Annotated in this window: 18 protein-coding genes; 8 read left to right on the top strand and 10 right to left on the bottom strand. The window is 74.0% G+C overall.

Features of this window, described 5'->3' with window-relative positions:
* The first annotated feature begins 186 nt into the window (after positions 1-186).
* The 3 genes from AB0G08_RS19185 to AB0G08_RS19175 all read left to right on the top strand — a co-directional run bounded on the left by AB0G08_RS19185 (position 187) and on the right by AB0G08_RS19175 (position 3,972).
* Positions 187-1,257, top strand: coding sequence for a zinc-dependent metalloprotease (locus AB0G08_RS19185; RefSeq protein ID WP_358089482.1), 1,071 nt, complete (start codon positions 187-189; stop codon positions 1,255-1,257).
* A gap of 10 nt (positions 1,258-1,267) precedes the next feature.
* A complete protein-coding gene (gene tilS, locus AB0G08_RS19180) occupies positions 1,268-2,260 on the top strand; it encodes a tRNA lysidine(34) synthetase TilS (RefSeq protein ID WP_358089479.1) in 993 nt (330 codons plus the stop codon).
* 71 nt (positions 2,261-2,331) lie between these two features.
* A complete protein-coding gene (locus tag AB0G08_RS19175) occupies positions 2,332-3,972 on the top strand; it encodes a gamma-glutamyltransferase family protein (RefSeq protein ID WP_358089476.1) in 1,641 nt (546 codons plus the stop codon).
* A gap of 66 nt (positions 3,973-4,038) precedes the next feature.
* On the opposite strand, the gene AB0G08_RS19170 is transcribed toward AB0G08_RS19175, so the two are convergent.
* The gene (locus AB0G08_RS19170; protein WP_358089473.1) at positions 4,039-4,998 is read right to left on the bottom strand and encodes a helix-turn-helix domain-containing protein; all 960 of its coding nucleotides are present in this window, start codon (positions 4,996-4,998) and stop codon (positions 4,039-4,041) included.
* Positions 4,999-5,148: 150 nt separating this feature from the next.
* On the opposite strand from AB0G08_RS19170, the gene AB0G08_RS19165 reads away from it, so the two are divergent.
* The 4 genes from AB0G08_RS19165 (at position 5,149) to folE (ending at position 9,205) form a co-directional block, all read left to right on the top strand.
* Positions 5,149-5,286, top strand: coding sequence for a hypothetical protein (locus AB0G08_RS19165; protein WP_358089470.1), 138 nt, complete (start codon positions 5,149-5,151; stop codon positions 5,284-5,286).
* 101 nt (positions 5,287-5,387) lie between these two features.
* Entirely contained in the window at positions 5,388-5,963 is a 576-nt protein-coding gene (hpt, locus tag AB0G08_RS19160; protein ID WP_151455493.1) for a hypoxanthine phosphoribosyltransferase, read from the top strand.
* A 507-nt stretch (positions 5,964-6,470) separates the two neighbouring features.
* Positions 6,471-8,501, top strand: a complete 2,031-nt coding sequence (ftsH, locus tag AB0G08_RS19155) for an ATP-dependent zinc metalloprotease FtsH (protein WP_358089467.1) — start codon at positions 6,471-6,473, stop codon at positions 8,499-8,501.
* 38 nt (positions 8,502-8,539) lie between these two features.
* Positions 8,540-9,205, top strand: coding sequence for a GTP cyclohydrolase I FolE (gene folE, locus AB0G08_RS19150; RefSeq protein ID WP_101413068.1), 666 nt, complete (start codon positions 8,540-8,542; stop codon positions 9,203-9,205).
* Between the two features lie 124 nt (positions 9,206-9,329).
* On the opposite strand, the gene AB0G08_RS19145 is transcribed toward folE, so the two are convergent.
* Both AB0G08_RS19145 and AB0G08_RS19140 read right to left on the bottom strand, forming a co-directional pair.
* A complete protein-coding gene (locus tag AB0G08_RS19145) occupies positions 9,330-10,085 on the bottom strand; it encodes a hypothetical protein (RefSeq protein ID WP_358089464.1) in 756 nt (251 codons plus the stop codon).
* Complete coding sequence (locus tag AB0G08_RS19140) at positions 10,082-12,631, bottom strand: FtsK/SpoIIIE domain-containing protein (protein ID WP_358089462.1); 2,550 nt, start codon at positions 12,629-12,631, stop codon at positions 10,082-10,084. The genes AB0G08_RS19145 and AB0G08_RS19140 overlap by 4 nt, the downstream gene beginning before the upstream one ends.
* A gap of 195 nt (positions 12,632-12,826) precedes the next feature.
* Here AB0G08_RS19140 and AB0G08_RS19135 point away from each other — a divergent pair, with 195 nt between their 5' ends.
* On the top strand, positions 12,827-13,390 hold the full coding sequence (locus AB0G08_RS19135; protein WP_358089541.1) for a hypothetical protein: 564 nt from the start codon (positions 12,827-12,829) through the stop codon (positions 13,388-13,390).
* A gap of 3 nt (positions 13,391-13,393) precedes the next feature.
* On the opposite strand, the gene AB0G08_RS19130 is transcribed toward AB0G08_RS19135, so the two are convergent.
* The 7 genes from AB0G08_RS19130 to AB0G08_RS19100 are packed head-to-tail and all read right to left on the bottom strand — an operon-like array spanning position 13,394 to position 21,846.
* Positions 13,394-13,996 carry a hypothetical protein gene (locus tag AB0G08_RS19130; RefSeq protein ID WP_358089459.1) on the bottom strand — a complete coding sequence of 201 codons (603 nt, stop codon included), beginning with the start codon at positions 13,994-13,996 and terminating at the stop codon, positions 13,394-13,396.
* Positions 13,997-14,009: 13 nt separating this feature from the next.
* Positions 14,010-15,179 (bottom strand): M23 family metallopeptidase, encoded by a 1,170-nt coding sequence (locus AB0G08_RS19125; RefSeq protein WP_358089456.1) that lies wholly within the window; start codon positions 15,177-15,179, stop codon positions 14,010-14,012.
* Positions 15,176-15,733 carry a hypothetical protein gene (locus tag AB0G08_RS19120; protein ID WP_358089453.1) on the bottom strand — a complete coding sequence of 186 codons (558 nt, stop codon included), beginning with the start codon at positions 15,731-15,733 and terminating at the stop codon, positions 15,176-15,178. Before AB0G08_RS19120 ends, AB0G08_RS19125 begins: the two co-directional genes overlap by 4 nt.
* Complete coding sequence (locus tag AB0G08_RS19115) at positions 15,730-17,703, bottom strand: MFS transporter (RefSeq protein WP_358089451.1); 1,974 nt, start codon at positions 17,701-17,703, stop codon at positions 15,730-15,732. Before AB0G08_RS19115 ends, AB0G08_RS19120 begins: the two co-directional genes overlap by 4 nt.
* 1 nt (position 17,704) lies before the next feature.
* Positions 17,705-21,106, bottom strand: a complete 3,402-nt coding sequence (locus tag AB0G08_RS19110; RefSeq protein WP_358089449.1) for an ATP-binding protein — start codon at positions 21,104-21,106, stop codon at positions 17,705-17,707.
* 49 nt (positions 21,107-21,155) lie between these two features.
* On the bottom strand, positions 21,156-21,518 hold the full coding sequence (locus AB0G08_RS19105; protein ID WP_089003089.1) for a hypothetical protein: 363 nt from the start codon (positions 21,516-21,518) through the stop codon (positions 21,156-21,158).
* A 13-nt stretch (positions 21,519-21,531) separates the two neighbouring features.
* Positions 21,532-21,846 (bottom strand): hypothetical protein, encoded by a 315-nt coding sequence (locus tag AB0G08_RS19100; protein ID WP_358089446.1) that lies wholly within the window; start codon positions 21,844-21,846, stop codon positions 21,532-21,534.
* Positions 21,847-21,986 lie beyond the last annotated feature (140 nt).

The following is a 21,986-nucleotide window of genomic DNA, read 5'->3' as shown; positions in this document are numbered from 1 at the left end:
GGGCGGACCAACGTCGGTGGTGGGACTTGGCGTGGGTGGCGGGACCAACGTCGCGCGGGACCGGCGTCGTGCGGGACGGGCTCCTGGCGGGACCGGCGCTCGCGGGACGGGCGTCGGGCGGGACGGGCGTCGATCGCCCGGCGCGAGCCCGGGCCGGGGTGTCGCGGCGCGGGTACGGTGGGGTGCATGGCGCAGTTCGTGGACTGGGATCTGGCCGCCGCGACCGCGGGGGCGCTGAGCAAGTCGGGCCCCCGGGTGTCGTACACCGAGGCCACCGACGTGGTCGGTGACCTGCGGCGGTTGACCGACGAGGCGGCGGGGCACGTCGCGGACTACACGGGCCTCCGCTCGCAGGTGTCCCACCCGCCCGTGCGGGTGGTAGACCGGCGGGACTGGGCGGCGACCAACATCGCCGGGCTGCGCGAGGTGATCACCCCGCTGGTCGGCCGGCTCACCAAGGACAAGCAGCCGAGCGCGCTGACCGAGGCGATCGGCTCCCGGGTCACCGGCGTGCAGGCCGGCACTGTGCTGGCCTACCTCTCCGGTCGGGTCCTCGGCCAGTACGAGGTCTTCTCCGCCGACCCGGGGCAGCTGCTGCTGGTCGCGCCGAACATCGTCGAGGTGGAGCGCAAGCTCGGGGCCGACCCGCGGGACTTCCGGCTCTGGGTCTGCCTGCACGAGGTGACCCACCGCACCCAGTTCACCGCCGTGCCGTGGATGCGGGCGTACTTCCTCAGCGAGGTGCAGGCCTTCGTGGACGCGTCGTCCAGCGGCGGCGAGCACCTGCTGGAGCGGCTGCGCCGGGGCGTCGCCACCCTCTCGGACGCGGTGAAGGACCCGGAGAGCCGCACCAGCGTGCTGGACATCGTCCAGACCCCGGCGCAGCGGGCCGTGCTGGACCGGCTCACCGCGCTGATGACCCTGCTCGAGGGGCACGCCGAGTTCGTCATGGACGGCGTCGGCCCGCAGGTGGTTCCGAGCGTCGACCGGATCCGGGCGGCGTTCAACCGGCGCCGGGAGGCCGGCAACCCGCTGGAGAAGGCGATCCGCCGGCTGCTCGGCATCGAGGTCAAGATGCGCCAGTACGCCGAGGGCCGCAAGTTCGTGCACGGCGTGGTCGACCGGGTCGGCATGGAGGGCTTCAACAAGATCTTCGGCTCGCCGCTCACCCTGCCCCGGCTGGAGGAGCTCGGCGACCCGGACGCCTGGGTGGCGCGGGTGCACGGGCCGGTCGGCCCGGCCCCGACCGCCGGCTGACCGCACGCCCGTGGCCGCGCTCGCCCCGCCGGTGGCCGCGATCCGGGTGGCGGTCCGCCGCGCGCTGGCCGGCCTGCCGCCCGGAGGGCCGGTGCTGGTCGCCTGCTCGGGCGGCGCGGACTCGCTCGCGCTGGCCGCCGCCACCGCGTTCGTGGCGCCCCGGCTGGGCCGCGCCGCCGGCCTGGTGACCGTCGACCACGGCCTCCAGGAGGGGTCGGCGCAGCGGGCGGCGGCGGTGGTGGCGTGGGCCCGCGGGATCGGCCTGGCGCCGGTCGAGTCGGTGCGGGTCGACGTGGCCGGGCGGCCGGGCGGGCCCGAGGCGGCCGCGCGCGAGGCCCGTTACCGGGCGCTCGCCGACGTGGCCGACCGGCTCGGGGCGGCGGCCCTGCTCACCGGCCACACCCGCGACGACCAGGCGGAGACCGTGCTGCTCGCGCTCGCCCGGGGCGCCGGCCCGCGCGGCCTGGCCGGGATGCCCGCCCGACGGGACCTCGACGGGGTGCCGCTGCTGCGCCCGCTGCTGGAGGTCGGCCGGGAGCAGACCCGCACGGCGTGCGCGGTGCTCGGGCTGAGCCCCTGGGAGGACCCGCACAACGCCGACCCGTCGTACGCCCGGGCCCGGGTCCGCGCCGACCTGCTGCCCGCCCTGGTCCGCGCGCTCGGGCCGGGGGTGCTGGACAACCTGGCGCGGACCGCCCGGTTGGTGGCGGCGGACAACGCCGTCCTCGACGAGCTGGCCGCCGCCGCGCTGGTCGACGTCCGCCACCCCGACGGCGGGCTCGCGGTGCGGGCGCTGGCCGATCTCCCGCCCGCGGTGCGCGGCCGGGTGCTGCACGCCTGGGCCCGGGAGCTGGGCGCCCCGCCCGCCGCCCTGTCGCACCGGCACGTGACAGCCCTGGACACGCTGGTCACCGGCTGGCGGGGGCAGGGGGCGGCGCACCTGCCGGGCGGGCTGCGGGTGCTCCGCCGCGACGGCCGGCTCGCCGCCATCGGCCCCCGCTGATCCGCTGCGCCGAGAAGCCGGGGCCCGGTCCCGGGGCCGCGGGATCCGCCGGGAGGCGGTAGACATGGCGCATGGCGTACCCCCGACAGCCGCTCTACGCGCCGCACGGCGCGGTGGCGACGAGCCAGCCGCTGGCCGCGGCCGCCGGCCTGGCCGTGCTGCGACGCGGCGGCAACGCCGTCGACGCCGCGCTGGCCACCGCGATCACCCTGACAGTGGTGCAGCCGCCGTCCAACGACATCGGCGGCGACCTCTTCGCGATCGTCTGGGACGGCGAGCGGCTGCACGGCCTCAACGCCTCCGGCCGGTCCCCGGCGGCCCTGACCCGCGAGCTGGTGCTCGCCGCGACCGGGGGGCGCGGCGCGGCCCCGGTCGACGCCTTGGGCGGCGCACAGCGGGCGGGCCCGGTGATGCCCGCCCGGGGCTGGCTGCCGGTGACCGTGCCCGGCGCGCCGGCCGGCTGGCGCGACCTGCACGACCGGTTCGGCTCGCTGCCCTTCGCCGATCTCTTCGCCGACGCGATCGGCTACGCCGAGCACGGTCACCCGGTCTCCCCGGGCGTGGCGGGGATCTGGTCCCGGGCGCTCGCCGCGCCCGGCCCGACCGGCGCGGAGTTCGCCGAGTTCGACCGGCTGTTCGCGCCCGGCGGCCGGGCGCCCCGGCCCGGGGAGCGGTGGCGCAACCCGGACGCGGCGAAGACCCTGCGGCTGATCGCCGACACCGGGGCGGAGGACTTCTACCGGGGCGGGATCGCGGCGGCGCTGGCCGCGCACGCGGCCCGCACCGGCGGCCTCCTCACCGGCGACGACCTGGCCCGGCACACCTCGACCTGGGTGACTCCGGTGGCCGCCCCCTACCGGGGCCACGAGGTCTGGGAACTGCCGCCCAACGGGCAGGGCCTGGCGGCGCTGCTGGCGCTGCACATCCTGGACGGGGCGGACCTCGCCGGGCTGCCGCTCGCCGAGCGGCTGCACCGGCAGATCGAGGCGATGAAGCTCGGTTTCGCCGACGCGCACGCCCACGTCGCCGACCCGGAGCGGGTGCCGGTGCCGACGGAGGCGCTGCTCTCGCCGGAGTACGCGGCGGCCCGCCGCGCGCTGATCACCGAGCGGGCCGGGGAGCCGACCGCCGGCGACCCGGAGCGCGGCGGCACGGTCTACCTCTGCACCGCCGACGCCGACGGCATGATGGTCAGCCTGATCCAGTCGACCTACCTGGCCTTCGGCTCCCGCGTGGTGCTGCCCGGGCACGGCTTCGCCCTGCAGAACCGGGGGCTCGGGTTCCGCCTCGACCCCGCCCACCCCAACGCGGTGGGGCCGGCGAAGCGGCCCTACCACACCATCATCCCCGGCTTCCTCACCCGCGACGGGCGGCCCGTGGGCCCGTTCGGGGTGATGGGCGGGCACATGCAGCCGCAGGGGCACGTGCAACTGGTCTCGGCGACCCTGGACGGCGGGCTCGACCCGCAGGCGGCACTGGACGCGCCGCGCTGGTACTGGCATGCCGGCCGGTCGGTGCTGGTCGAGCCGGAGCTGGTCGCCACCGCCGAGGGGCGGGCCGCGGTCGCCGAGCTCCGGGCCCGGGGCCACGAGATCGCCGTCGCGGAGGAGCCGGCGGTCTTCGGGCACGGGCAGGCGATCTGGCGGCTGCCGGACGGCGGTTACGTCGTCGGCTCGGAGCCCCGGGTGGGCGGCGGGATGGGCGGCTGGTGACCGGAGCCCCGGCCCGGCCGAGTGCCACGCCCCCGGCGATGCGGGCGGTCGTCGTGGGCCCGGGCCTCAGGTTTCCACCCGGTCGCGGAAGGTGCTCCGGTAGGTGTGCGGGGTGGCGCCGACCCGGCGGGCGAAGTGGTGCCTCAGGGCCGCCGAGTCGCCGAAGCCGGCCCGGTCGGCGACGGCCTCGACGCTGAGCCCGGTCTCCTCCAGCAGCCGCCGGGCCAGCAGCACCCGCTGGTTGGTCAGCCAGTCGTGCGGGGTGGTGCCGGTCTCGGCGCGGAACCGCCGGGCGAACGTGCGCGGGGACATCTCCGCCCGGGCGGCCAGCTCGTCGACGGTGACCGGGCGGTCCAGGTGCCCCATCAGCCACTCCAGCACCGGCTCCAGGGTCGGCGCCTCGGGGGTCTTGGGGATGGGCGCCTCCACGTACTGCGCCTGCCCGCCGTCGCGGTGCGGGGGGACGACCATCCGGCGGGCCAGCCGGGTGGCCGTCGCCGAGCCGTGCTCCTGGCGGATCAGGTGCAGGCAGGCGTCGATGCCGGCCGCCGTGCCGGCGCTGGTGAGCAGCCGGTCGTCCTGCACGTAGAGCGAGTTGCACCGGACCCTGGCGGTCGGGTGGCGGCGTTGCAGTTCGTCGACGTACCGCCAGTGGGTGGTGCAGTCCCGGCCGTCGAGCAGGCCGGCCTCGCCCAGCACGAACGCCCCGGAGCAGACGCTGAACACGTACGCCCCGCGGTCGGCGGCCCGGCGCAGCGCGGCGAGCACGGTGGCCGGCACGACGGTGCCGTGCTGGTGGGCCGGGACGGCGACCAGGTCGGCCTCCTCGATCGGGCCGAGGTCGGTGTGCGGGGTCAGGTGGAAGCCCGACGACGTGCGGACCGGAGCCCCGTCGGGGCTGCACACGTGGAAGCGGTGTCCGGGGAACCCGTCGGCGGTGCGGTCGGTCCCGAAGACCTCGGCGAGGACCCCGAGCTCGAACGTGGCGACCTGGTCCAGGACGAGGACGGCGACCGATCTCAGCATGTGACGAGGGTAACCGTCCGGGTGGCAGGAAATCGAGGGCGCATGGCATTCCTGCCACTGTCCGGGCGGTGGCGGTCGACGGAAACTGGTTCCAGTCCGGTGCGCACCGGCGGCGAAAACGACAGCAACCATGCGAAAGCGAGCGCCGCCATGGAGATCCTGCTCTTCCTGTTCTTCTTCGTCGTCCTCGCCCTGGCCTCGGCCGTCGGCCTCACCGCCGACACCCGGGACTCGGCCGACTGGAAGCCGTCCGACGACGGTCGCCGCTGGCGGTCGCGTGTCTGCTGAGGTGGATCGCGGCCTTCGTGCCATTCGTCCGGGGTGGGACCGCGCCCAAAAGGGGCGGCCCCGCCGACGGAGGCCAGCCGGCGTACGGCAGGCTAGGAGTCATGGCTGACGGCTCCTGGTACGACGCCGACATCGACCACGTGATCATCTCCGAGGCGCAGATCCGCGAGAAGACCGCGGAACTCGCCAAGCAGGTCTCGGCGGACTACGCCGACGTCGATGACGGGCTCCTGCTGGTCTGCGTCCTCAAGGGCGCGGTGATGTTCATGGCCGACTTCGCCCGGGCGCTGGGACGCAGCGGGCCGCCCGCCGAGCTGGACTTCATGGCCATCTCCTCCTACGGCCAGGGCACCACCTCCTCCGGGGTGGTCCGCATCCTCAAGGACCTGGACCGGGACATCGCCGGCCGGCACGTGGTCGTGGTCGAGGACATCGTCGACTCCGGCCTGACCCTCTCCTGGCTGCTGCGCTACCTGGAGTCCCGCTCGGCCGCGAGCGTCGAGGTGGTCGCGCTGTTCCGCAAGCCCGACGCGGTCAAGGTGCCGGTCCCGGTGAAGTACGTCGGCTTCGACATCCCAACCGAGTTCGTCGTCGGCTACGGCCTCGACTTCGGCGAGCGCTACCGCGAGCTGCCCTACGTCGGCGTGCTCAAGCCCGAGGTGTACGCCCGGACCTGAGCCGCCCTCGCCCCTGGCCTGAGCCCTTCTCGCATCGGCGCCCATCGAGCGGACGTTCAGCGGGTTCTCAGCGAATCGGACTACGGTGGAGGCCGGTGGCGTGGAGGCACCCTCCATGCCCGGCCCCCTCGAACCGCGGAGACCGGCGGTCGGGAGGGCGGGCGCGGAGCTCCCGTCACGTCGGTTGGACCCGGTTCGCCCTACGCGTAATTTGTTGGCTTGCAGGCGCGTTCCGCGCACGCGCGATGTTCGGATCGTGCGTGATCGCGGGGCTCGCAAGCTCGCTCGCTGCGCGCACAGCTGCTCTCCTTGTGCGCGACTGCGGGGCTCGCAAGCTCACTCCTCGCGTGCACGGTGTACCGTCGAATGACCGCGGCGCGGCAGTTTCGCGCCTCGGGGTCGAGCCGGCCCGCACGGCGGCTCGAGCCGCCGCCGCAGGCGGCGACACCATCAGACGGTCAGGACGTCGATCAGGAGGATGCGGGCGCCTCGGCGCTCGACAACAGCATGGAACGTACGCGTTTCTTCCGCCGACCGGTGGTCTGGATCATCCTGGTCATCCTCGGCGCCGTTGTGCTCAGTCAACTGTTCACCGCTGGTCCCAGCTACCACCGGGTGGACACTTCCGTTGCGCTCGACCAGCTCAACACCGGCCAGCCCAAGATCGACAAGGTCGTCTTCCAGGACAAGGAACAGACGATCCAGCTCGACCTGGCCGAGAAGGTCAAGTTCGGCGACACCACCACCGACCGGATCGAGGCGCAGTTCCCCTACGAGGTCGGCAACGAGGTCTGGAACGAGGTCCTCGAGGCCAAGGCCAACAACCGGGTCACCGGTCCGGCCGACGCCAAGGTGTCGTCCGACAGCATCTGGGTGAGCCTGCTGGTCAACCTGCTCCCGATCGCCCTGCTGGTGCTCCTGCTGCTCTTCTTCATGTCGCAGATGCAGGGCGGCGGCTCCCGGGTGCTCAACTTCGGCAAGTCCAAGGCGAAGATGATCACCAAGGATACGCCGAAGACCACGTTCGCGGACGTGGCCGGCGCCGAGGAGGCCGTCGAGGAACTGCACGAGATCAAGGACTTCCTGCAGAACCCGGCGAAGTACCAGGCCCTGGGCGCCAAGATCCCGAAGGGCGTGCTGCTCTTCGGCCCGCCCGGCACCGGTAAGACGCTGCTGGCCCGCGCCGTCGCCGGCGAGGCCGGGGTGCCCTTCTACTCGATCTCCGGCTCGGACTTCGTGGAGATGTTCGTCGGTGTCGGCGCCAGCCGGGTCCGCGACCTCTTCGAGCAGGCCAAGGCGAACGCCCCGGCCATCGTCTTCGTCGACGAGATCGACGCCGTCGGCCGCCACCGCGGCGCCGGCATGGGCGGCGGTCACGACGAGCGCGAGCAGACGCTCAACCAGCTGCTCGTCGAGATGGACGGCTTCGACACCAAGGGCGGGGTCATCCTGATCGCCGCCACCAACCGGCCGGACATCCTCGACCCGGCGCTGCTGCGCCCGGGCCGCTTCGACCGGCAGATCCCGGTGGACGCCCCCGACATGGAGGGCCGCAAGGCGATCCTGCGGGTGCACGCCAAGGGCAAGCCGTTCACCCCCGACGTCGACCTCGACTCGGTGGCCCGGCGCACCCCGGGCTTCAGCGGTGCCGACCTGGCCAACGTGATCAACGAGTCCGCGCTGCTCACCGCCCGCAAGGACCAGCGGGCGATCACCAACGACTCCCTGGAGGAGTCGATCGACCGGGTGATCGCCGGTCCGCAGCGCCGGACCCGCGTGATGAGCGACCAGGAGAAGAAGATCACCGCGTACCACGAGGGTGGGCACGCGCTGGTCGCCTGGGCGCTGCCGCACGCCGCACCGGTGCACAAGGTGACGATCCTGTCCCGCGGTCGGTCGCTCGGCCACACCCTGGTCCTCCCCACCGAGGACAAGTACACCCAGACCCGCGCCGAGATGATCGACACCCTGGCGTACGCGCTGGGTGGCCGGGCCGCCGAGGAGCTGGTCTTCCACGAGCCGACCACCGGCGCCGGCAACGACATCGAGAAGGCCACCCAGCTGGCCCGCGCGATGATCACGCAGTACGGCATGAGCTCCAAGCTCGGCGCGATCAAGTACGGCACCAGCGGCGACGAGCCGTTCCTCGGCCGCAACATGGGCCACGAGCGGGACTACTCCGACGCCGTCGCCGCCGAGATCGACGGCGAGATGCGGGCGCTGATCGAGCTGGCCCACGACGAGGCCTGGGAGATCCTGGTGGAATACCGGGACGTCCTGGACAACATCGTGCTGGAGCTGATGGAGAAGGAGACCCTCTCCACCGCCGACATGGCCCGGATCTGCGCCCGGGTGGCCAAGCGGCCGCCGATGGCGCCGTACAACGGCTTCGGCAAGCGCCAGCCCTCCACCGAGCCGCCCGTGCTCACGCCGGCGGAGAAGGACGCGCTCAAGGTGCAGGCCCAGGCCGACGGCGCTCAGGCGACGGTGGGCGGCGGCACCTCGAACAACTCCAACAACTCGGACGGTACGCACTGAGCACCGACCCGACGGCCAGTTCTCGGGAGCACCGGGAACTGGCCGTCTCCGCGACCGAGCCCGACGGTGACGACACCCTCGACTACGTCGCCGCGCGCCTGATCAGCGGCAGGCTCACCGGTCGGCCCATCGAGGAGACCATGGACCTCGGGCGGATCGAGAAGGCCGTCCGCGAGATCCTGATCGCCGTCGGGGAGGACCCGGACCGCGACGGGCTCCAGCAGACCCCGGCCCGGGTCGCCCGCGCGTACGCCGAACTCTTCGCCGGCCTCCGGGTCGACCCGGCCCAGGTGCTCAGCACCACCTTCGAGGCCAACCACGAGGAGCTGGTGCTCGTCCGGGACATCGACGTGATGAGCCTCTGCGAGCACCACCTGCTGCCGTTCCGGGGCAGCGCGCACATCGGCTACATCCCGGGGCCGGACGGCCGGATCACCGGCCTGTCCAAGCTGGCCCGGCTGGTCGAGGTATTCGCCCGCCGGCCGCAGGTGCAGGAGCGGCTCACCTCGCAGATCGCCGACCTGCTGATGGAGCGGCTCGCGCCGCGCGGCGTGGTGGTGGTGCTCGAATGCGAGCACATGTGCATGGCGATGCGCGGCATCCAGAAGTCGGGCGCCAAGACCATCACCTCGGCCGTGCGGGGCACCCTCCAGCGTGACGCCAAGTCGCGCGCCGAGGCGATGGCGCTGATCATCCCCCGCTGACCGCGACAGACCGGCCGGCCGCCCCGCACCCGGGTCGGCCGGCCGTCGCGCGTCAGCGTCGAGGATCGCCACCGGGACCCGACGGCGACGTCGAGCGGGCCGACGTGGGCCGGTGCGGCGAGGCTCAGCCGGCCAGCATCGCGAGCAACAGCCCCGCGCTGACCAGCACCGCCGGGACCAGGCACACCAGCGCGCCGAGCCGGGTCGTGCGCTGCACCCGGCCGCCCTCCGGCGGCGGGAAGAGCCGCCCGACGCCGATCCAGCCCGCCGCGAACGCCACCGCCGGCATCGGCAGCCCGCAGACCAGCGCGGCCACGCTCGCCGCCCCGGTGCCGGTCGCCACGAACAACGCCAGTTGGATCGCCGGCACCAGCAGCGCCAGCGGCGCGTACACCAGCAGGTTCCGCAGGTGCGGCGGCCAGCCGGCCAGGCGGGGCAGCCCACGCGCGGAGAGCGTCGCGTCCGCGGCGTCCGCCCGGCCCCGGGCGGCGCGCAGCGCGGCCAGCACCGCCGCCGGCCCGCCCGCCATCGACCGGGCCGCCTCGGTCACCTCCGGCGGCGTCGGGACCAGCGAGATCGGCGGTACGCCCCGCTCGCGCAGCCGGGCCTCCTGCGACGCCAGCCGGGTGCGTACGGCGGTCAGCTCCTCGCGGGCGGCCTGCACCGACCGGGCCTGCTCGCCGGCGGCGGTGGCCGCGTCACGGCGTATCCCGTCGAGCTGGCGGGCGGCGGCGAGGTACTCGGTCCACGCGACGGACACCGCGTCGACGGATCCCGCCCGCCCGTCCGCGTCGGTACGCTCCGATGTCGGGTCGGCGCCGGAACGCTGCCGTCCCGGCGCGGCGTGCCCCGCCGTGGTCCGTGCCCCGCCGCGGGTCATACCGCCTCCCCCTCCTCGGCGAACGGGACCAGCACGGTGCCCTGCTCGCCGGGGCCGTCCCAGAGCACCGCCCGGCCGGGGCGGGGCCGCCACTGCACCTGCCGGCCGAAGACCGACGCGAGCTGTGCGCCCGGCAGATCCACCACGGCCACGGCGGCGAGCTTGTCCACCTCGCCCTCCGGTTCCAGCAGCGCCGCGAACGACGGCACCGTCCGCCAGCGGCCCAGCAGGTGCCGGCCGGCGGGCGGTCCCTCCCGCAGCAGCGCGCGCAGCCGCTCCGGGGGCAGTTGCTCCGGCGTCGGCACGTCCAGTCCGAAGACGACGAGGTAGGCCGGCACGGGATCGTCCACGGCGGCGCGCAGGCCGGCGAGGTCCACGGTGTCCACCGGGTGCCGCCCGACCAGCTCGGCCGCCAACGCCTCGACCACCGGCCGGCAGTCCTCGTCCGGCGCGGCGAGCACGAAGCGGGCGGTCCCCGGCTCGTGGTGCGCCGCGGTGCTGCGCGCGGCGGTGGCCAGCAGCCGGACCGCCTCCGGCCCGGGGCCGAGCACGGCCAGGTTCCGCCCCGGGGCCGGCCCGAGCGGCACCGCCACGGTCGTCCGGGGCACGTCCACCGCCCGGCCCAGCAGGGCGGCGGGGCCGGGCGCCTGCCCGGCCAGCGCGGCCCGGTGCCGGGGATCGTTGCGCAGCAGCGGGCGTGCGTAACCGGCGAAGACCACCGGTGGGGTGGACCCCTCCGGGCGGGCCGACCACAGCCGGTGCCGTAGCTCCTCCACCGTGTCGGGGTGGTCCTGCGGGTCCGGGAACCGGACCATCCGCTCGTGCCCCCGGATCGCGCCCCGGGGCCCGCCGAGCCCGCCGGCGGTGTTCACCACCGCGCTGCCCACCGGCAGCCCGGCGGCCGAGTCGTTCGTCGGCTCCAGCACGGCGCCCCCGCCGGGCAGCGCCACGCGCACCGGGAACTGCCCCAGCACCGAGTCCCGGTCCGTACGCGAGCCCAACCCCAGGTCGCCCTCTCCGGCAAGCACCAGGTGCACCCCGTACGCGCGCCCGGTGCGGGCCAGCACGTCCAGCCGGGCGGCGGCGTCGGCGGCCAGCCGATCCCGCTCGGCGAAGAGCAGCGGGAGGTTGTCGAGCACGCAGACGACCCGGGGCATGGCGCGGTGCTCCCGCAGCTCGGCGAAGCGCTGCCCGCCGGCCCGGCCGCCCGCCTCCTCGCGCCGCCGCACCTCCGCCACCAGCTCGTCGAGCAGGCTCAGCACGTACTCCCGGTCGGCGGCCATCGCGGCGGCCCGGACCTGCGGGATCCACGACCGGTCCCGCTCGGTCTGGAGGAACTCCACGAAGGACTCGGTGTCGGCGAGATCCGCCAGGTAGAGAGCCAGCTCGTCGGGGCCGTACCGGGCGGTCAGGCCGAGCAGCGCGGTGGTGAGGAAGGTGGACCGGCCCGCGCCCGACCGGCCGCTGACCAGCCAGTGCGGCGTCAGCTCCGTGAAACCGAGCGACACCGGGCGGCCCCCGGCGTCCCCGACGGTCGTGGTCAGCCCGCCCACCGCGCTCGCCGTCCACAGCTCCTCGTCGGCCGCCGGCAGCAGATCGGTCAGCGCCAGCCGGGAGCCCGCCTCCACCTGCGCGGCCAGCCGGCGGCACACCGCGTCGACGAGTTCGGCCGGCGGGTCCGCCTCGATGAAGACCGGCGAGTTCAGCCCGCCCGGAGGATCGGCGCCCGGGCCGGCGAACGACCCGCCGGGCGGGTCGCCCAGCAGCGCGTACGCGGTGCGGACCGCCAGCGTCGTGGCCCGCGGCAGCGGCTCCCGGTCGCCCGCCGGGGGCCAGCCCGCCACCACGAGGTGCAGGCCGGCGGACCGGCCCGGCTCGGCCAGGGCCTCGATCCGGGCCAGGTCGGTGGCTCCGGTCGACTCGGGCAGGGCGGCGATCACCAGCAGCAGCGTCCGGTCGTGCCGGCGCCGTCCGCTCGTCCCCGGCGCCACCCACTGCTCGGCCTCGGTGAGCACGGCCCGCAGGCCCGCCACGTCCACCGCCGGGGGCGGCAGCAGGCCCGCGTCCGCGAGCGGCGCGAACGGCGCGAGGGCCGTGCCGGTCGCGTCCACCGCGCGGACCAGCAACGCCCCGGCCGGGGTCGCCGCGAGCAGCCGCAGGAGTACGCCCCGCAGCAGCCCCGCCACCCGGGGATCCCGGGTGTCGACGTCCACCGAGAGATGCCCCGTGCCGAGCAGCGGCACCAGGGCGGGGAAGCGGGCGTCGTCCAGCGGTGCCGCCGTCCCGACGCGGACGAAGGGCGGCGGCCCCTCACCGGCCGGTGTGGTCGGTGCCGTCGTCTCCAGGGGGGCGCCCGCCCAGCCGGGAGCCAGCACCGCCGCCGCGGACCGGAGGCGGTCGGCCAGTTCGTACTGGCGGCGCTGGTCGGCGGGGACAGGCCGGGTGTCGTCGAGGACGCTGGCGGCGGCGGTCGCGGTGGCGGCGGCCCGCCTGTGCAGTGCGGCGGCGCGGTTGGTGCGTGCCTTCGGACCGGCCACCGCGTCCACCCCCTCTGCCCGAGGCTGGCAACCCCTCCCCGCGCAGAGACCGTAACCCAGTCGGGCCGACTCGTCCGGGATGCGCGGCGGCACTGCGCCGGGGATGTCGTGGATCTCACCGATGGGGAGTGGTCCGTCACGATCCGCTGGATCTGGGGCATTGGGTCTACCGCGCCCAGCCGCTAGCCTCAGGGGGTGGAATCAGTGCAGCCCCCCGCCGGTTCCCAGGTCTCCCGCGTACCGGCGCAACGGCCCCCCTCCGACCACCTGGCGCCGCCCTCGCCGGCCCCGGCGCCGGAGCGGCCACGGCGGCGGCTGCGCACCGTGCTCACCGTGGTCACCAGCGTCGTCGTGGCACTCTGCCTCGGCGGGGTGGCCGCCGGATACGTGCTCTACAACCGGGCTGCGGCACCCGACCGGAGCGCGCCCGACGTGGTGGTGGACAACTACCTGCGCGCCTTCCTCGTGGACCGCAACGACACCCGCGCCAACCTCTTCACTTGTCAGGGGAACGGCGATCGAGCTGCAGTTTCCGGGTTGCGCAGCGAGATCGAGCAGCGTGAGGCCAACTTCGGCGTCGTAGTCAGAGTCAGTTGGGGACCGCTCACCCGAACCGAGACGAGCGAGGGTGAGTCAGTTGCCACGACGCTCACCATCTCGAGCTCAGTCAACGGCCAGCCTCGCAGCAGCAGGCGCGAGGATTGGGTGTTCGATGTGGTCGAACGAGACGAAGGGTGGCGGATCTGCAGTGGCCGTATGGCCAGCTGAGCGTCACTCGATCCAGAGGAGATGTACCGGAACCTCCATTGTGGTTGGTGACTGGCCCCGCCAGGCCCAGCGGTACCAGTCCACCTCCGGTGTCACCCGGACGCAGATGTCGCCTTCCGCGCCGGAGTAGGTCTCCGTGACGGCCCGCAGGTCCCGGTGCTCGACGGAGTCCACGACGTGCACCACCCGGCGACCTGTGACGGCGTCCGACTCGAAGACCGGGGTCGGCATGCGGTGCGCCGGGGCGTCCAGGGAGACCAGGCGGACGCCCGCCTCGCGGTCCACCGACGCGTCCGGCCGCCGGGCCCCCACCGTCTCCACCCAGACCCGCTCGACCGGCACCAGCGGCGCGAAGACCTCCACCTGGTCGGATTCCGCGCGGTACCACTCGTGCTCGGGGATGACCGGCACGTAGGTCCGGCTGTTCTGCACCACCCGGTCGTCTGCGCGAAGGTCACCGCGCCAGCCGAGCCCGGGTAGGCCGACCAGCACGCGCCGCCCACGGAGCTCGACGCGGCCGGTGGCTGGCACGATCTCGATCGGTCGGGGCGGCTGGGGCGCCCAGTCCGGATGGTCGGCGAACGGGTCGGGAAACGGCTCGTTCATGACGGCGAGCGTCTCATCCGACGCCCTTGAGCGGCGCGCCGCGCGACCGCATGAACGGCACCGGATCGATGGCGCCGCGGCTGCTCCGGTCTCCGTCCTCGTGTACCTCGAAGTGCAGGTGCGGGCCGGAGGAGTTGCCGCTGCTGCCCACTTCCCCGATGACCGCGCCGGCCTCGACGAGCTGGCCGACCTTGACCCGTGGCTTGCTCACCATGTGGCAGTAGCGGGTGATGAAGCCGCCGGCGTGCAGGACGTCGACGAACCAGCCGCAGCCCCCCTTGTTCGGCCAGCCGTCGACGTTGCACGTGAGCCGGTTCCGATTGTCCGGGTCGCAGCGGGACACCAGGACGCGTCCGGTGGCGGCGACCCGGATGTCGGTGCCCTTCGGTGCGGCGATGTCGACCCCGTTGTGCCCGGGTCGGCTCGCGGTGCGGAAGCCCGAGCCGACGCCGCCGGGAATGGGAGCCGTCCAGCCCGAGGCCGCGATCTGCCCGGCGGCGGCCCGGTCACACGCCTTCTTGCCGTCGACCAGCGCGATCCGGGCGGCCCCACCGGCCAGCGCGTTGACGATCCGGGCGGCCATGTCCTCGTGCTTGGCGTACGCGTCCGGGAAGGCGCTGATCTGCACGGCCTGAGCGGCCCGGGTCAGCGGCATCGTCTCCCAGCCGGGCACCTTGACGAGCTTCTCGTAGAACTTCCGGGCGGCGTACTCGGGCGTCATCCGCTGCGCGACGGTGCCCCAACCCGCCCGCTGCTGGAACAGCCCGACGGAGTCGTGATCGGCACCGACGCCCTCGTTGGGTAGGTTCTCGGACTCGCCGACGGTCCGGTTCGCTAGGTTGCGCAGCCGGGACTCCTGCATGGCGGTCGCCACGGCGATCACCCAGCCGCGCGGCGGCACCTTCATCTCCTGCCCGACCTTGATGATGCGGGCGGCATTGCGGAGCTGGACCTGACCGTATCCCGCCATCCGGGGTATCTTGCCGCGAATGTCGACCCGGTAGTCCTCCTTGCAGTCCATGCTCACCGGCGTCATGGGGTCTGCGGACTCGCCGCCCAGTTCCGTGAGGAAGAAGGCACCCGCGCCGCCGGTGCAGCAGAGCAGGGCGAGCGTCGCCGTCAGCGCGGCGGCCAGTGCGCCGAGCCGGAGCTGCCGACGGCGGGGTCGGGTCTCGTCGCTCATTCCTGCTCCCAGTCCACCGCGTCCACCAGCCACCGCCCGTCGGGCGCCACCAGTTCGAGGCGGAGTCGTCCCGTGTCGAGCGGGACCAACACCTCGACGAAGTTCTCGGCCCGGGGCCGGAGCGTGACGTCGCCGTCCACCTGCCCGGCCGGTACCCCGGACGGGTCGGCGCCGGCCAGCTTGTCGGTCAGCGCCGGGGTCGACAGGGGACGCAGGTCCTCCTGCCACCGCTCCGCCGTGATGCCCGGCTTGCCGAGCCAGGCGGCGACGAAGCGTTCGGCGGTCTGCTCCGGCGTGAGGTCGCCGGGGCGGGTGACCGGGGAGGGAGGAGCGCCCGTCGAGAACGCCCCGTCGTCACCGGCGGTCGGGGCGACCGTGGTGATCGGCCGGCTCGGACGGTTGCTGAGCCCGGAGGTGGGATCGCCGGGACCGGACACCAGCCGTGCCGCTCCGATGATCCCGAACACGAGCACGGCGATACCGACCGCGATGCCGATCCGGGATCGGAGCACCCGGGTGACCAGGAATTCGACCGCCCGTCGCACCGCACTCACCGAGCCTCGGTGCGGATCCGTGGAGTGGGCCGGTCAGGCTCGCGTTCCACCGATCCGGGCCGGTAGATGACGAACGACGGGTTCTCGTCCGGCACGTCCGGCTCCGTCCAGGTGGACGGCTGCCGTCGCCGGGGTTGGGGCGCGACCGGGCGGGAGGTGCCCCGGCCCTCGGCCGGCCTCGCCTCCTCGGCGGCCTGCTCGCGGCCGTCGGGCCGCTGCCGCTCCTCCCCGCCGGTGGTGGCCGCCTGCCGCTCCTGCTGACCCGTACGCGCGTGCGCCGGATCCTCCCGCCTGGCCTCGGGCCGCAGGGTGGTCTGCTCAGCCACGACGCCACGACGCCGGCCCATCGCCGGCTCGGCCGTGCCGCCGGGTTCCGCGACGTCGAGTCGGGCGGCCGTGCGCATGTCCCGAAAGAAGCGCCGGTGCCACGAACCGGCCGAGCTGACCGCCTCGCTGCTGTCCTTGCCGCCGAGCTGGGTGATCCGCCGGTAGGGGCGCAGCAGCAGCCAGCCGACCACGCCGCAGAGCCAGACCAGCACCACCTGGAGCCAGCCGGGCAGGGTCGGTGTGCTCATGATGAGGTCGACCGCGAAGAGATAGATGGCGGCACCGGTGCCGAAGATGGCGATGTTGAAGACGGCGGCGACCACCGCGTTCGCCAACCGCCGCAGCCCCGCGCTGGCCGGGCGCATCAGGCCCACCGTGCCGAGGATCGGCGCGGCGATCACCGCCCAGCGGAAGATCAGGAAGCCCAGCAGCACCAGCAGCGAGGCGGTCAGGTCGAACATCGCGAAGAGCACTGCGGCCAGCACCGCGATGAACCCGGCGCCCACCCGGTCCATGTCCCGGACGCCCTGGAGGTACTCGTACGCCTCCGGGTCCTCGGTCTCGATCTGCTGCGCGACCCGCGCCCACTGCTGCTGCTTCGCCTTGATGGTGGCCTCTCGCGTGGCCGGATTCGACCGGAGCTTCGCCGCCTCCTCCCAGGAGAGCGACTTCGCGTCGTAGAGGGCCGGTCCGTACTTCTTCGCGGTCTCGCTGTCCGCGGAGCCGAGCATGCCCCGCAGCCAGTTGCGGTAGAGCATGGCCTCCGTCGCCGTGTCACTGGCACGCACGGCGGGCGGACGGTTGTCCTTACACGCCTCTGGATTTGGGTCGTCGCACTGGCTCGGAGGAGTGTCCTTGGTGGCCGGGCCGACCGCGTCGTGCACCACGCCCAGGGTGGTGACGAGGGTGCCGTCGGCGATGTTGGCCGACTTGACCGGCCAGGCGGCCAGGGCGGTCACCGCCACCATCACCAGCAGCGCCCAGCCCGCCGTGGTCATCGCGTTGCTCATGTCGGACTGGCGGGAGCGCCAGAGCAGGTACAGGCCGACCACGCAGAGCGTGACGATGCCGAAGACGCTGAACACCTTCTGGTAGACGGCCTTGGTCGCCTGGTCCACCAACGGGTCGGCCCAGCCCCACATCGAGCGCGGGTCCCAGGCACGTTCCCGCAGTGCGTTCGAGGCGCCCACGATCGCCGTGGCGATCATGAACTCGCCATTTGCCACCGTGTTGGTGAACTTGTAGTCGGGGTGCAGCACCGCGGTTGCGCAACCGCTGTCGACGTCGTACGTGGAGTAGCTGTATCCGGCGTAGCCGTAGTCGCTGTAGAAGCCCTTCGGGCCCGGCTGCTTGGCCGATTCCGGTCGCGAGGCGAACCAGCCGGCGAGCCCGGAGTCGGGAGCACCGGGGGTCGGGGCGTTCCGGCACTTGACCTCGGAGTCGGCGACTTCCTTGAGCTTGCCGACGCAGGTGCGGAAGTCGGCCTGCCACTCCGGGGTGGTGCAGAGGTCGGCCTTCGCCTGGGCCGTCAGCGGCGCGGGGGCGGCGGCCATGGCGCCCACGGCCGGCCAGCCGATCGTGGCCCCGGCGAGTACGCCGAGCGCGAGCAGGAACGCCGCCAACCGTGCCCGGGCCCGCGCCATGTCACGCCTCCATGTTCGGCAGGATGGCCGGCAGCACCCCGGCCGCCGCGGCGATCGCGGCGGGGGTGGTGTCGAGGTGGTCCAGCAGCCCGTCGACGTACGAGACGTCGACCCGGACCTTCTGCACCCGGCCGTCGACGTCCCGCATGACGAACTCGCGGAAGCCGAGCCGGGTCGCGCTGGTGGCGTCGGCGGTGGAGAGGGAGGCGAGGGTGGCCTCGTAGCCGTCGTTGACCGGCACCCGCAGCAGGCGGAGCGCTTCGGAGGCGATCTCCGCGTCCTCGGCGATCCGGCCGACGAAGACGGTCGAGACCAGGTTCTGCACGTCGAGGCCGAGGATGTCGCGCGGGTTCTGCGAGGCCACCAGCGCGGCGAGGTTCCACTTGCGGGAGTCGCGCGCGAGCCGGACCAGGAACGACCGCCCGGAGCGCCACCCCTCCATGAAGTGCGCCTCGTCCAGGCCGACCAGCTTCCGGGACGACATCGAGCCGCCATAGCAGCGGCGTACGGCGAGCCGGTGCGCGGTGTGCAGCATCGGCAGGGCCAGCGCCTCCTCGGCGGACCAGTATTCGCGCTCGATCTTCAGGTCGGGCAGTCGCAGTCCGGCCATGGTGATTACGGTGAGCGCGGCGTCGGCGCCGAGCAGTCCCTCCGGCGGCCGGCCGAAGAAGAGCATGGCCAGCGGCATCTCGGCGGTGTCCAGCAGCAGGTTGGCCAGTTCCTTGCCGGCGTCGTCGTCGAGCTGGCTGAGGCAGGCGACCACGTCGTCCAGGGTGGAGGTCTCCTCGGCCGGCACCTGGCGTACGGCGTGCCGGAAGAGGGTGGCGGTGGACGCCTCCCGGGCGACCTGCGGGGGCACCAGCATCATGCAGATGTCCTGCACCAGCATCCGCCGCTCGGCGCGCGCGTTGGAGACCGCGATCTCGAACTCCCGGTCACCCGAGGCCCCGGTGCCGAACTCGCTGCGCAGCGGCGTCGGGATGAGCGAGTACGGGGCCAGGGTGCCGTGCTCGGAGCCGGTCAGGTTCAGCACCCGCGCGTACGGTCGCAGTTCCGGCATGGCGCAGAGCCGGGCGAGCGGGCCGGACGGGTCGAGCAGCGTCACCTGGACCCCGCGTCGGGCCGCGAGGTAGCCGAGCGCGCCGAGCAGGGTGGACTTGCCGCCGCCCGGCTCGGCGACGAAGACGGCGAGCCCGGAGCGTTCGCGTACCTCCATCGGGAAGTGCAGGTCGAGGAAGACCGGCCGGCGGCAGGTGCCGGCGGTGCGCCCGATGAGGTCGCCGCGCCGGTCGCCGACGGTGGAGGCGGCCTGGGGGAGCGCGGCGGCGAGCAGGTTGACCGGCATCCGCCGGACGTAGCCGGTGTTGGCGATCGGCTCGCCGGGGATGAACTCGCGGGCCAGCCAGTCCTGGTTCTTCGGGTGTTGCAGCGAGATCCGCAGCTCGCGGGAGTAGAGCTGGATCAGCCGGCGGGCCCGCTCCAGGCACTCCTCGCGGTTGCGGCCGCCGACGGCGATCCGGTGCCAGCCGTGCGCGCGGGCGGAGTCGACCGGGAGCCCGGTGGTCATCTCGTCGCCGATCACCAGGGCCCGCTTGGCCAGCCGCTCCAGCTCGGGCGGGGCGTCGATGCCGTGTTCCGCGTAGTCGAGCTGCTGGGAGCGGATCATCCGCAGCCGGTGCTCCAGGTTACGGAAGGAGTCGCCCGAGCCGAGGATGTCGACGCGGGTGGAGAGCTCCATCGGCCACGGCAGCCGCTCGTGGAAGTGCAGCCAGGGCTCGTGCCGCTCGGGGATCTCCAGCGGCTCCATCCGGCCGACCGCCAGCACGGCGACGTGCCGTTCCTCGCCCGTCATCCGGTTGACCAGCTTGACGGTGGAGCCGTACGGGGTGCGGTAGCGCTCGACCTGCTCGGTGAGGGCGAGCAGGTCGCCGCGTTCCCACTTGCCGTCGGTGAGCGGGGAGAGCTGCCCGGGCGGTGCCATGCAGAGCGCCACCGAGCGGTAGAGCAGCCACTCCAGCTCCTGCGCGGTGACCCGCCGGCCGCGCATGCCGAACGCGCCCAGCACCTCGTCGAACTGCTCGACGGTGCGGCCGAGCTTGCGGCGTTCGCCCTCGGCCACGCCCCGGCCGAAGGTGCGCAGCAGCCGCTCGGTGAGCGAGTCGCCGAGGGACCGCCGGGCGAAGGTGACGCCGAGGTAGGTCTGCCCCTCGGCGTGGTTGACCGAGAGCAGGTGCCGCTGCGCGGCCACCAGGTGGTCGCCCCAGCCGGCGGTGCCGGGCACGTCGGGCAGCGGGGCGTGGGTGTGCGCGTCGATGGTGCGGGCCCACTCGTCGGCCGGGAAGGGCCGGGTGGTGCGCCGCAGGTGCAGCCGGAAGCCGGCCAGCCCGGCGTACTGCTCGGAGATCGCCGAGAGCAGCGCCTCCCGTTCGGCGTCCGGCCGGAACGCCCAGCGCACCTCCGGCAGCCAGTACCAGGCGGTGACGGTGTTGGGGGTGAAGGTGAGGTGGCCGGCGATCTCGGTGATGGCCAGCTCGACCGCCGGGTCCCGGTCCCCGAACTTGATCTTCGGTGCCTTGACCCGGACGGGCTTGGTGGGCCGGTCGCGCCGGCCGGCGGAGCGTTGCCGCGGCGGCGCCACCTCCCGGCCGGCCCGCTCCGACGGGCGCTCCCCGCTGCGGCGGGACGCCGGCTCGGCCGCCGGGTCCGGCGCGGGCGGGTCGAGCGGTGCCGGCTGGAGAGGGGCGGGGTGGGACGACGGCGGTGCCGCCGCGACGGGCGGCACGCCGGCCGCTGCGTTCTCCGCCTCCGCCGGTGGGCGGAGCGTGGGCAGCCGGTCCCCTGACTGGTGCGGCACCCGGGACCTGGCCGGTCGGGCGGGCGGCTCGTACGCGTCGGCCGTGGGCTGTTCGACGGCTGGTGTGATTGCCGGGGACGTCCGGTGGGTCGCGTCGGCCGGGTGGTCGGTCCGGTAGGCGTCGGCCCCGTGGCCCGCCCGGGCGGGCGGCGGCAGGGGAGCGGCGGGAGCCGGCGGGAGCGCGGCCGGTGCGGCGGCCGGCTGCTGCCCGATGGCGGGTTGCTCCCGCCCGCCGGCTCGCTGCGGGGGCGCCGTCGGCCGGGTCGCGCCGGGGCGCGTGCCGCCGAACAGGTCGAGGAAGGGCGAGTCGATGTCGGCGCTGTCGCCGGTGCCGGCGGGTTGCGGCTCGGCCGGCGGCATCCGGCGTGGGGCCGGACGGGGCGCCTGGAAGACGCCCACGCCACCGTGCCCGGGGGTGGTCACCAGGGCTGGGTCGAGGGCGACCTCGTCCGCCTCGGGATTGTCCGGGTAGTCGAACGACCGCGCACGGTTACCGTGCGGGACGGCCGGGCGCCCTGCCGGGGAACCCGGCGTGGAACTGCGATTCATGCGACCGCCTCATCCGCGTCGTTCGACTGCCTGGTCGGGGTGCGACCGGTCATGCCAGTTCCTCCCGGATCCTGATCCGACTGCCGACCAGGCGGGGGTCCCGCTGCTCCGCGGCCGGCTCCCGGGTCCGCCGCCAGTCGGTCAGCGCGGTGCGGATCACCATGCGCGCGGGCCGGTCCGGGTCGACGTACCGGAAGATGAACGAGGTGCTCACGATGGCGAGCGCGATCTCCCAGGCGGGGAAGAGCTCGACCTGCAACGTGAACAGCCAGTGGATGAACATGTAGAGGGGGACGAGCAGCATGAACAGCCCGTACTGGGCGTACGGCAGGTGGACGGGAAGGGTGTAGCCGGGCGGCCCGAGGTAGACCAGGCGAGCCCGGTAGATGTCGTCGTCGGTGCGCAGCCGCATCTCGTGCCCGCGCCTATTCGAAGATCAGGTCGATCAGGTAGTCGCCGATGAAGAAGAGTGTGGCGGCTCCGGCGATGAAGGCGAGCCCGACGATCGCGATCGCCGAGCTGGTGAGGACCTTGGAGATCTCACCCCGGCTGGCCCGCCCGATGAAGATGACGCCCAGCACGGCCAGCAGGATCGGTGCGATCTTGCTGGCGAAGAAGGTGACGACACCCTCGGTGTCGATGCCCTTGGGCGCGGGCTCGGCGAGTGGAGTCGACGCCAGGGCGGAGAGCGTGTGGGCGGCGGCGGACGTCGCCGTGTCCATCAGCTCGATGGCGATCACTGGAACCTCCCCAAGTCGCGGCCGGCGGCGCCGCGGTGGTGCAGTAGGCATGCCTGGCGGGAACGGTGCTCCCTGTGCGCAGCGTCGGCGACCCTGCGTTCGTTACCCACCACGGAGGGTGGTGAGCTTTGGGCGGAATT

Origin of the sequence: Micromonospora sp. NPDC023644, assembly GCF_040640115.1 — a bacterium.
Lineage (GTDB): Bacteria > Actinomycetota > Actinomycetes > Mycobacteriales > Micromonosporaceae > Micromonospora.
This window is presented reverse-complemented; position numbering and strand designations above follow the sequence as displayed.

Excerpts from the sequence above, each read along its gene's own strand:
- AB0G08_RS19185 (WP_358089482.1), top strand. The coding sequence starts at position 187 with ATGGCGCAGTTCGTGGACTGGGATCTGGCCGCCGCGACCGCGGGGGCG.
- AB0G08_RS19175 (WP_358089476.1), top strand. The coding sequence starts at position 2,332 with ATGGCGTACCCCCGACAGCCGCTCTACGCGCCGCACGGCGCGGTGGCG.
- AB0G08_RS19170 (WP_358089473.1), bottom strand. The coding sequence starts at position 4,998 with ATGCTGAGATCGGTCGCCGTCCTCGTCCTGGACCAGGTCGCCACGTTC.
- AB0G08_RS19165 (WP_358089470.1), top strand. The coding sequence starts at position 5,149 with ATGGAGATCCTGCTCTTCCTGTTCTTCTTCGTCGTCCTCGCCCTGGCC.
- hpt (WP_151455493.1), top strand. The coding sequence starts at position 5,388 with ATGGCTGACGGCTCCTGGTACGACGCCGACATCGACCACGTGATCATC.
- ftsH (WP_358089467.1), top strand. The coding sequence starts at position 6,471 with ATGGAACGTACGCGTTTCTTCCGCCGACCGGTGGTCTGGATCATCCTG.
- AB0G08_RS19145 (WP_358089464.1), bottom strand. The coding sequence starts at position 10,085 with ATGACCCGCGGCGGGGCACGGACCACGGCGGGGCACGCCGCGCCGGGA.
- AB0G08_RS19130 (WP_358089459.1), bottom strand. The coding sequence starts at position 13,996 with ATGAACGAGCCGTTTCCCGACCCGTTCGCCGACCATCCGGACTGGGCG.
- AB0G08_RS19125 (WP_358089456.1), bottom strand. The coding sequence starts at position 15,179 with ATGAGCGACGAGACCCGACCCCGCCGTCGGCAGCTCCGGCTCGGCGCA.
- AB0G08_RS19115 (WP_358089451.1), bottom strand. The coding sequence starts at position 17,703 with ATGGCGCGGGCCCGGGCACGGTTGGCGGCGTTCCTGCTCGCGCTCGGC.
- AB0G08_RS19110 (WP_358089449.1), bottom strand. The coding sequence starts at position 21,106 with ATGAATCGCAGTTCCACGCCGGGTTCCCCGGCAGGGCGCCCGGCCGTC.
- AB0G08_RS19105 (WP_089003089.1), bottom strand. The coding sequence starts at position 21,518 with ATGCGGCTGCGCACCGACGACGACATCTACCGGGCTCGCCTGGTCTAC.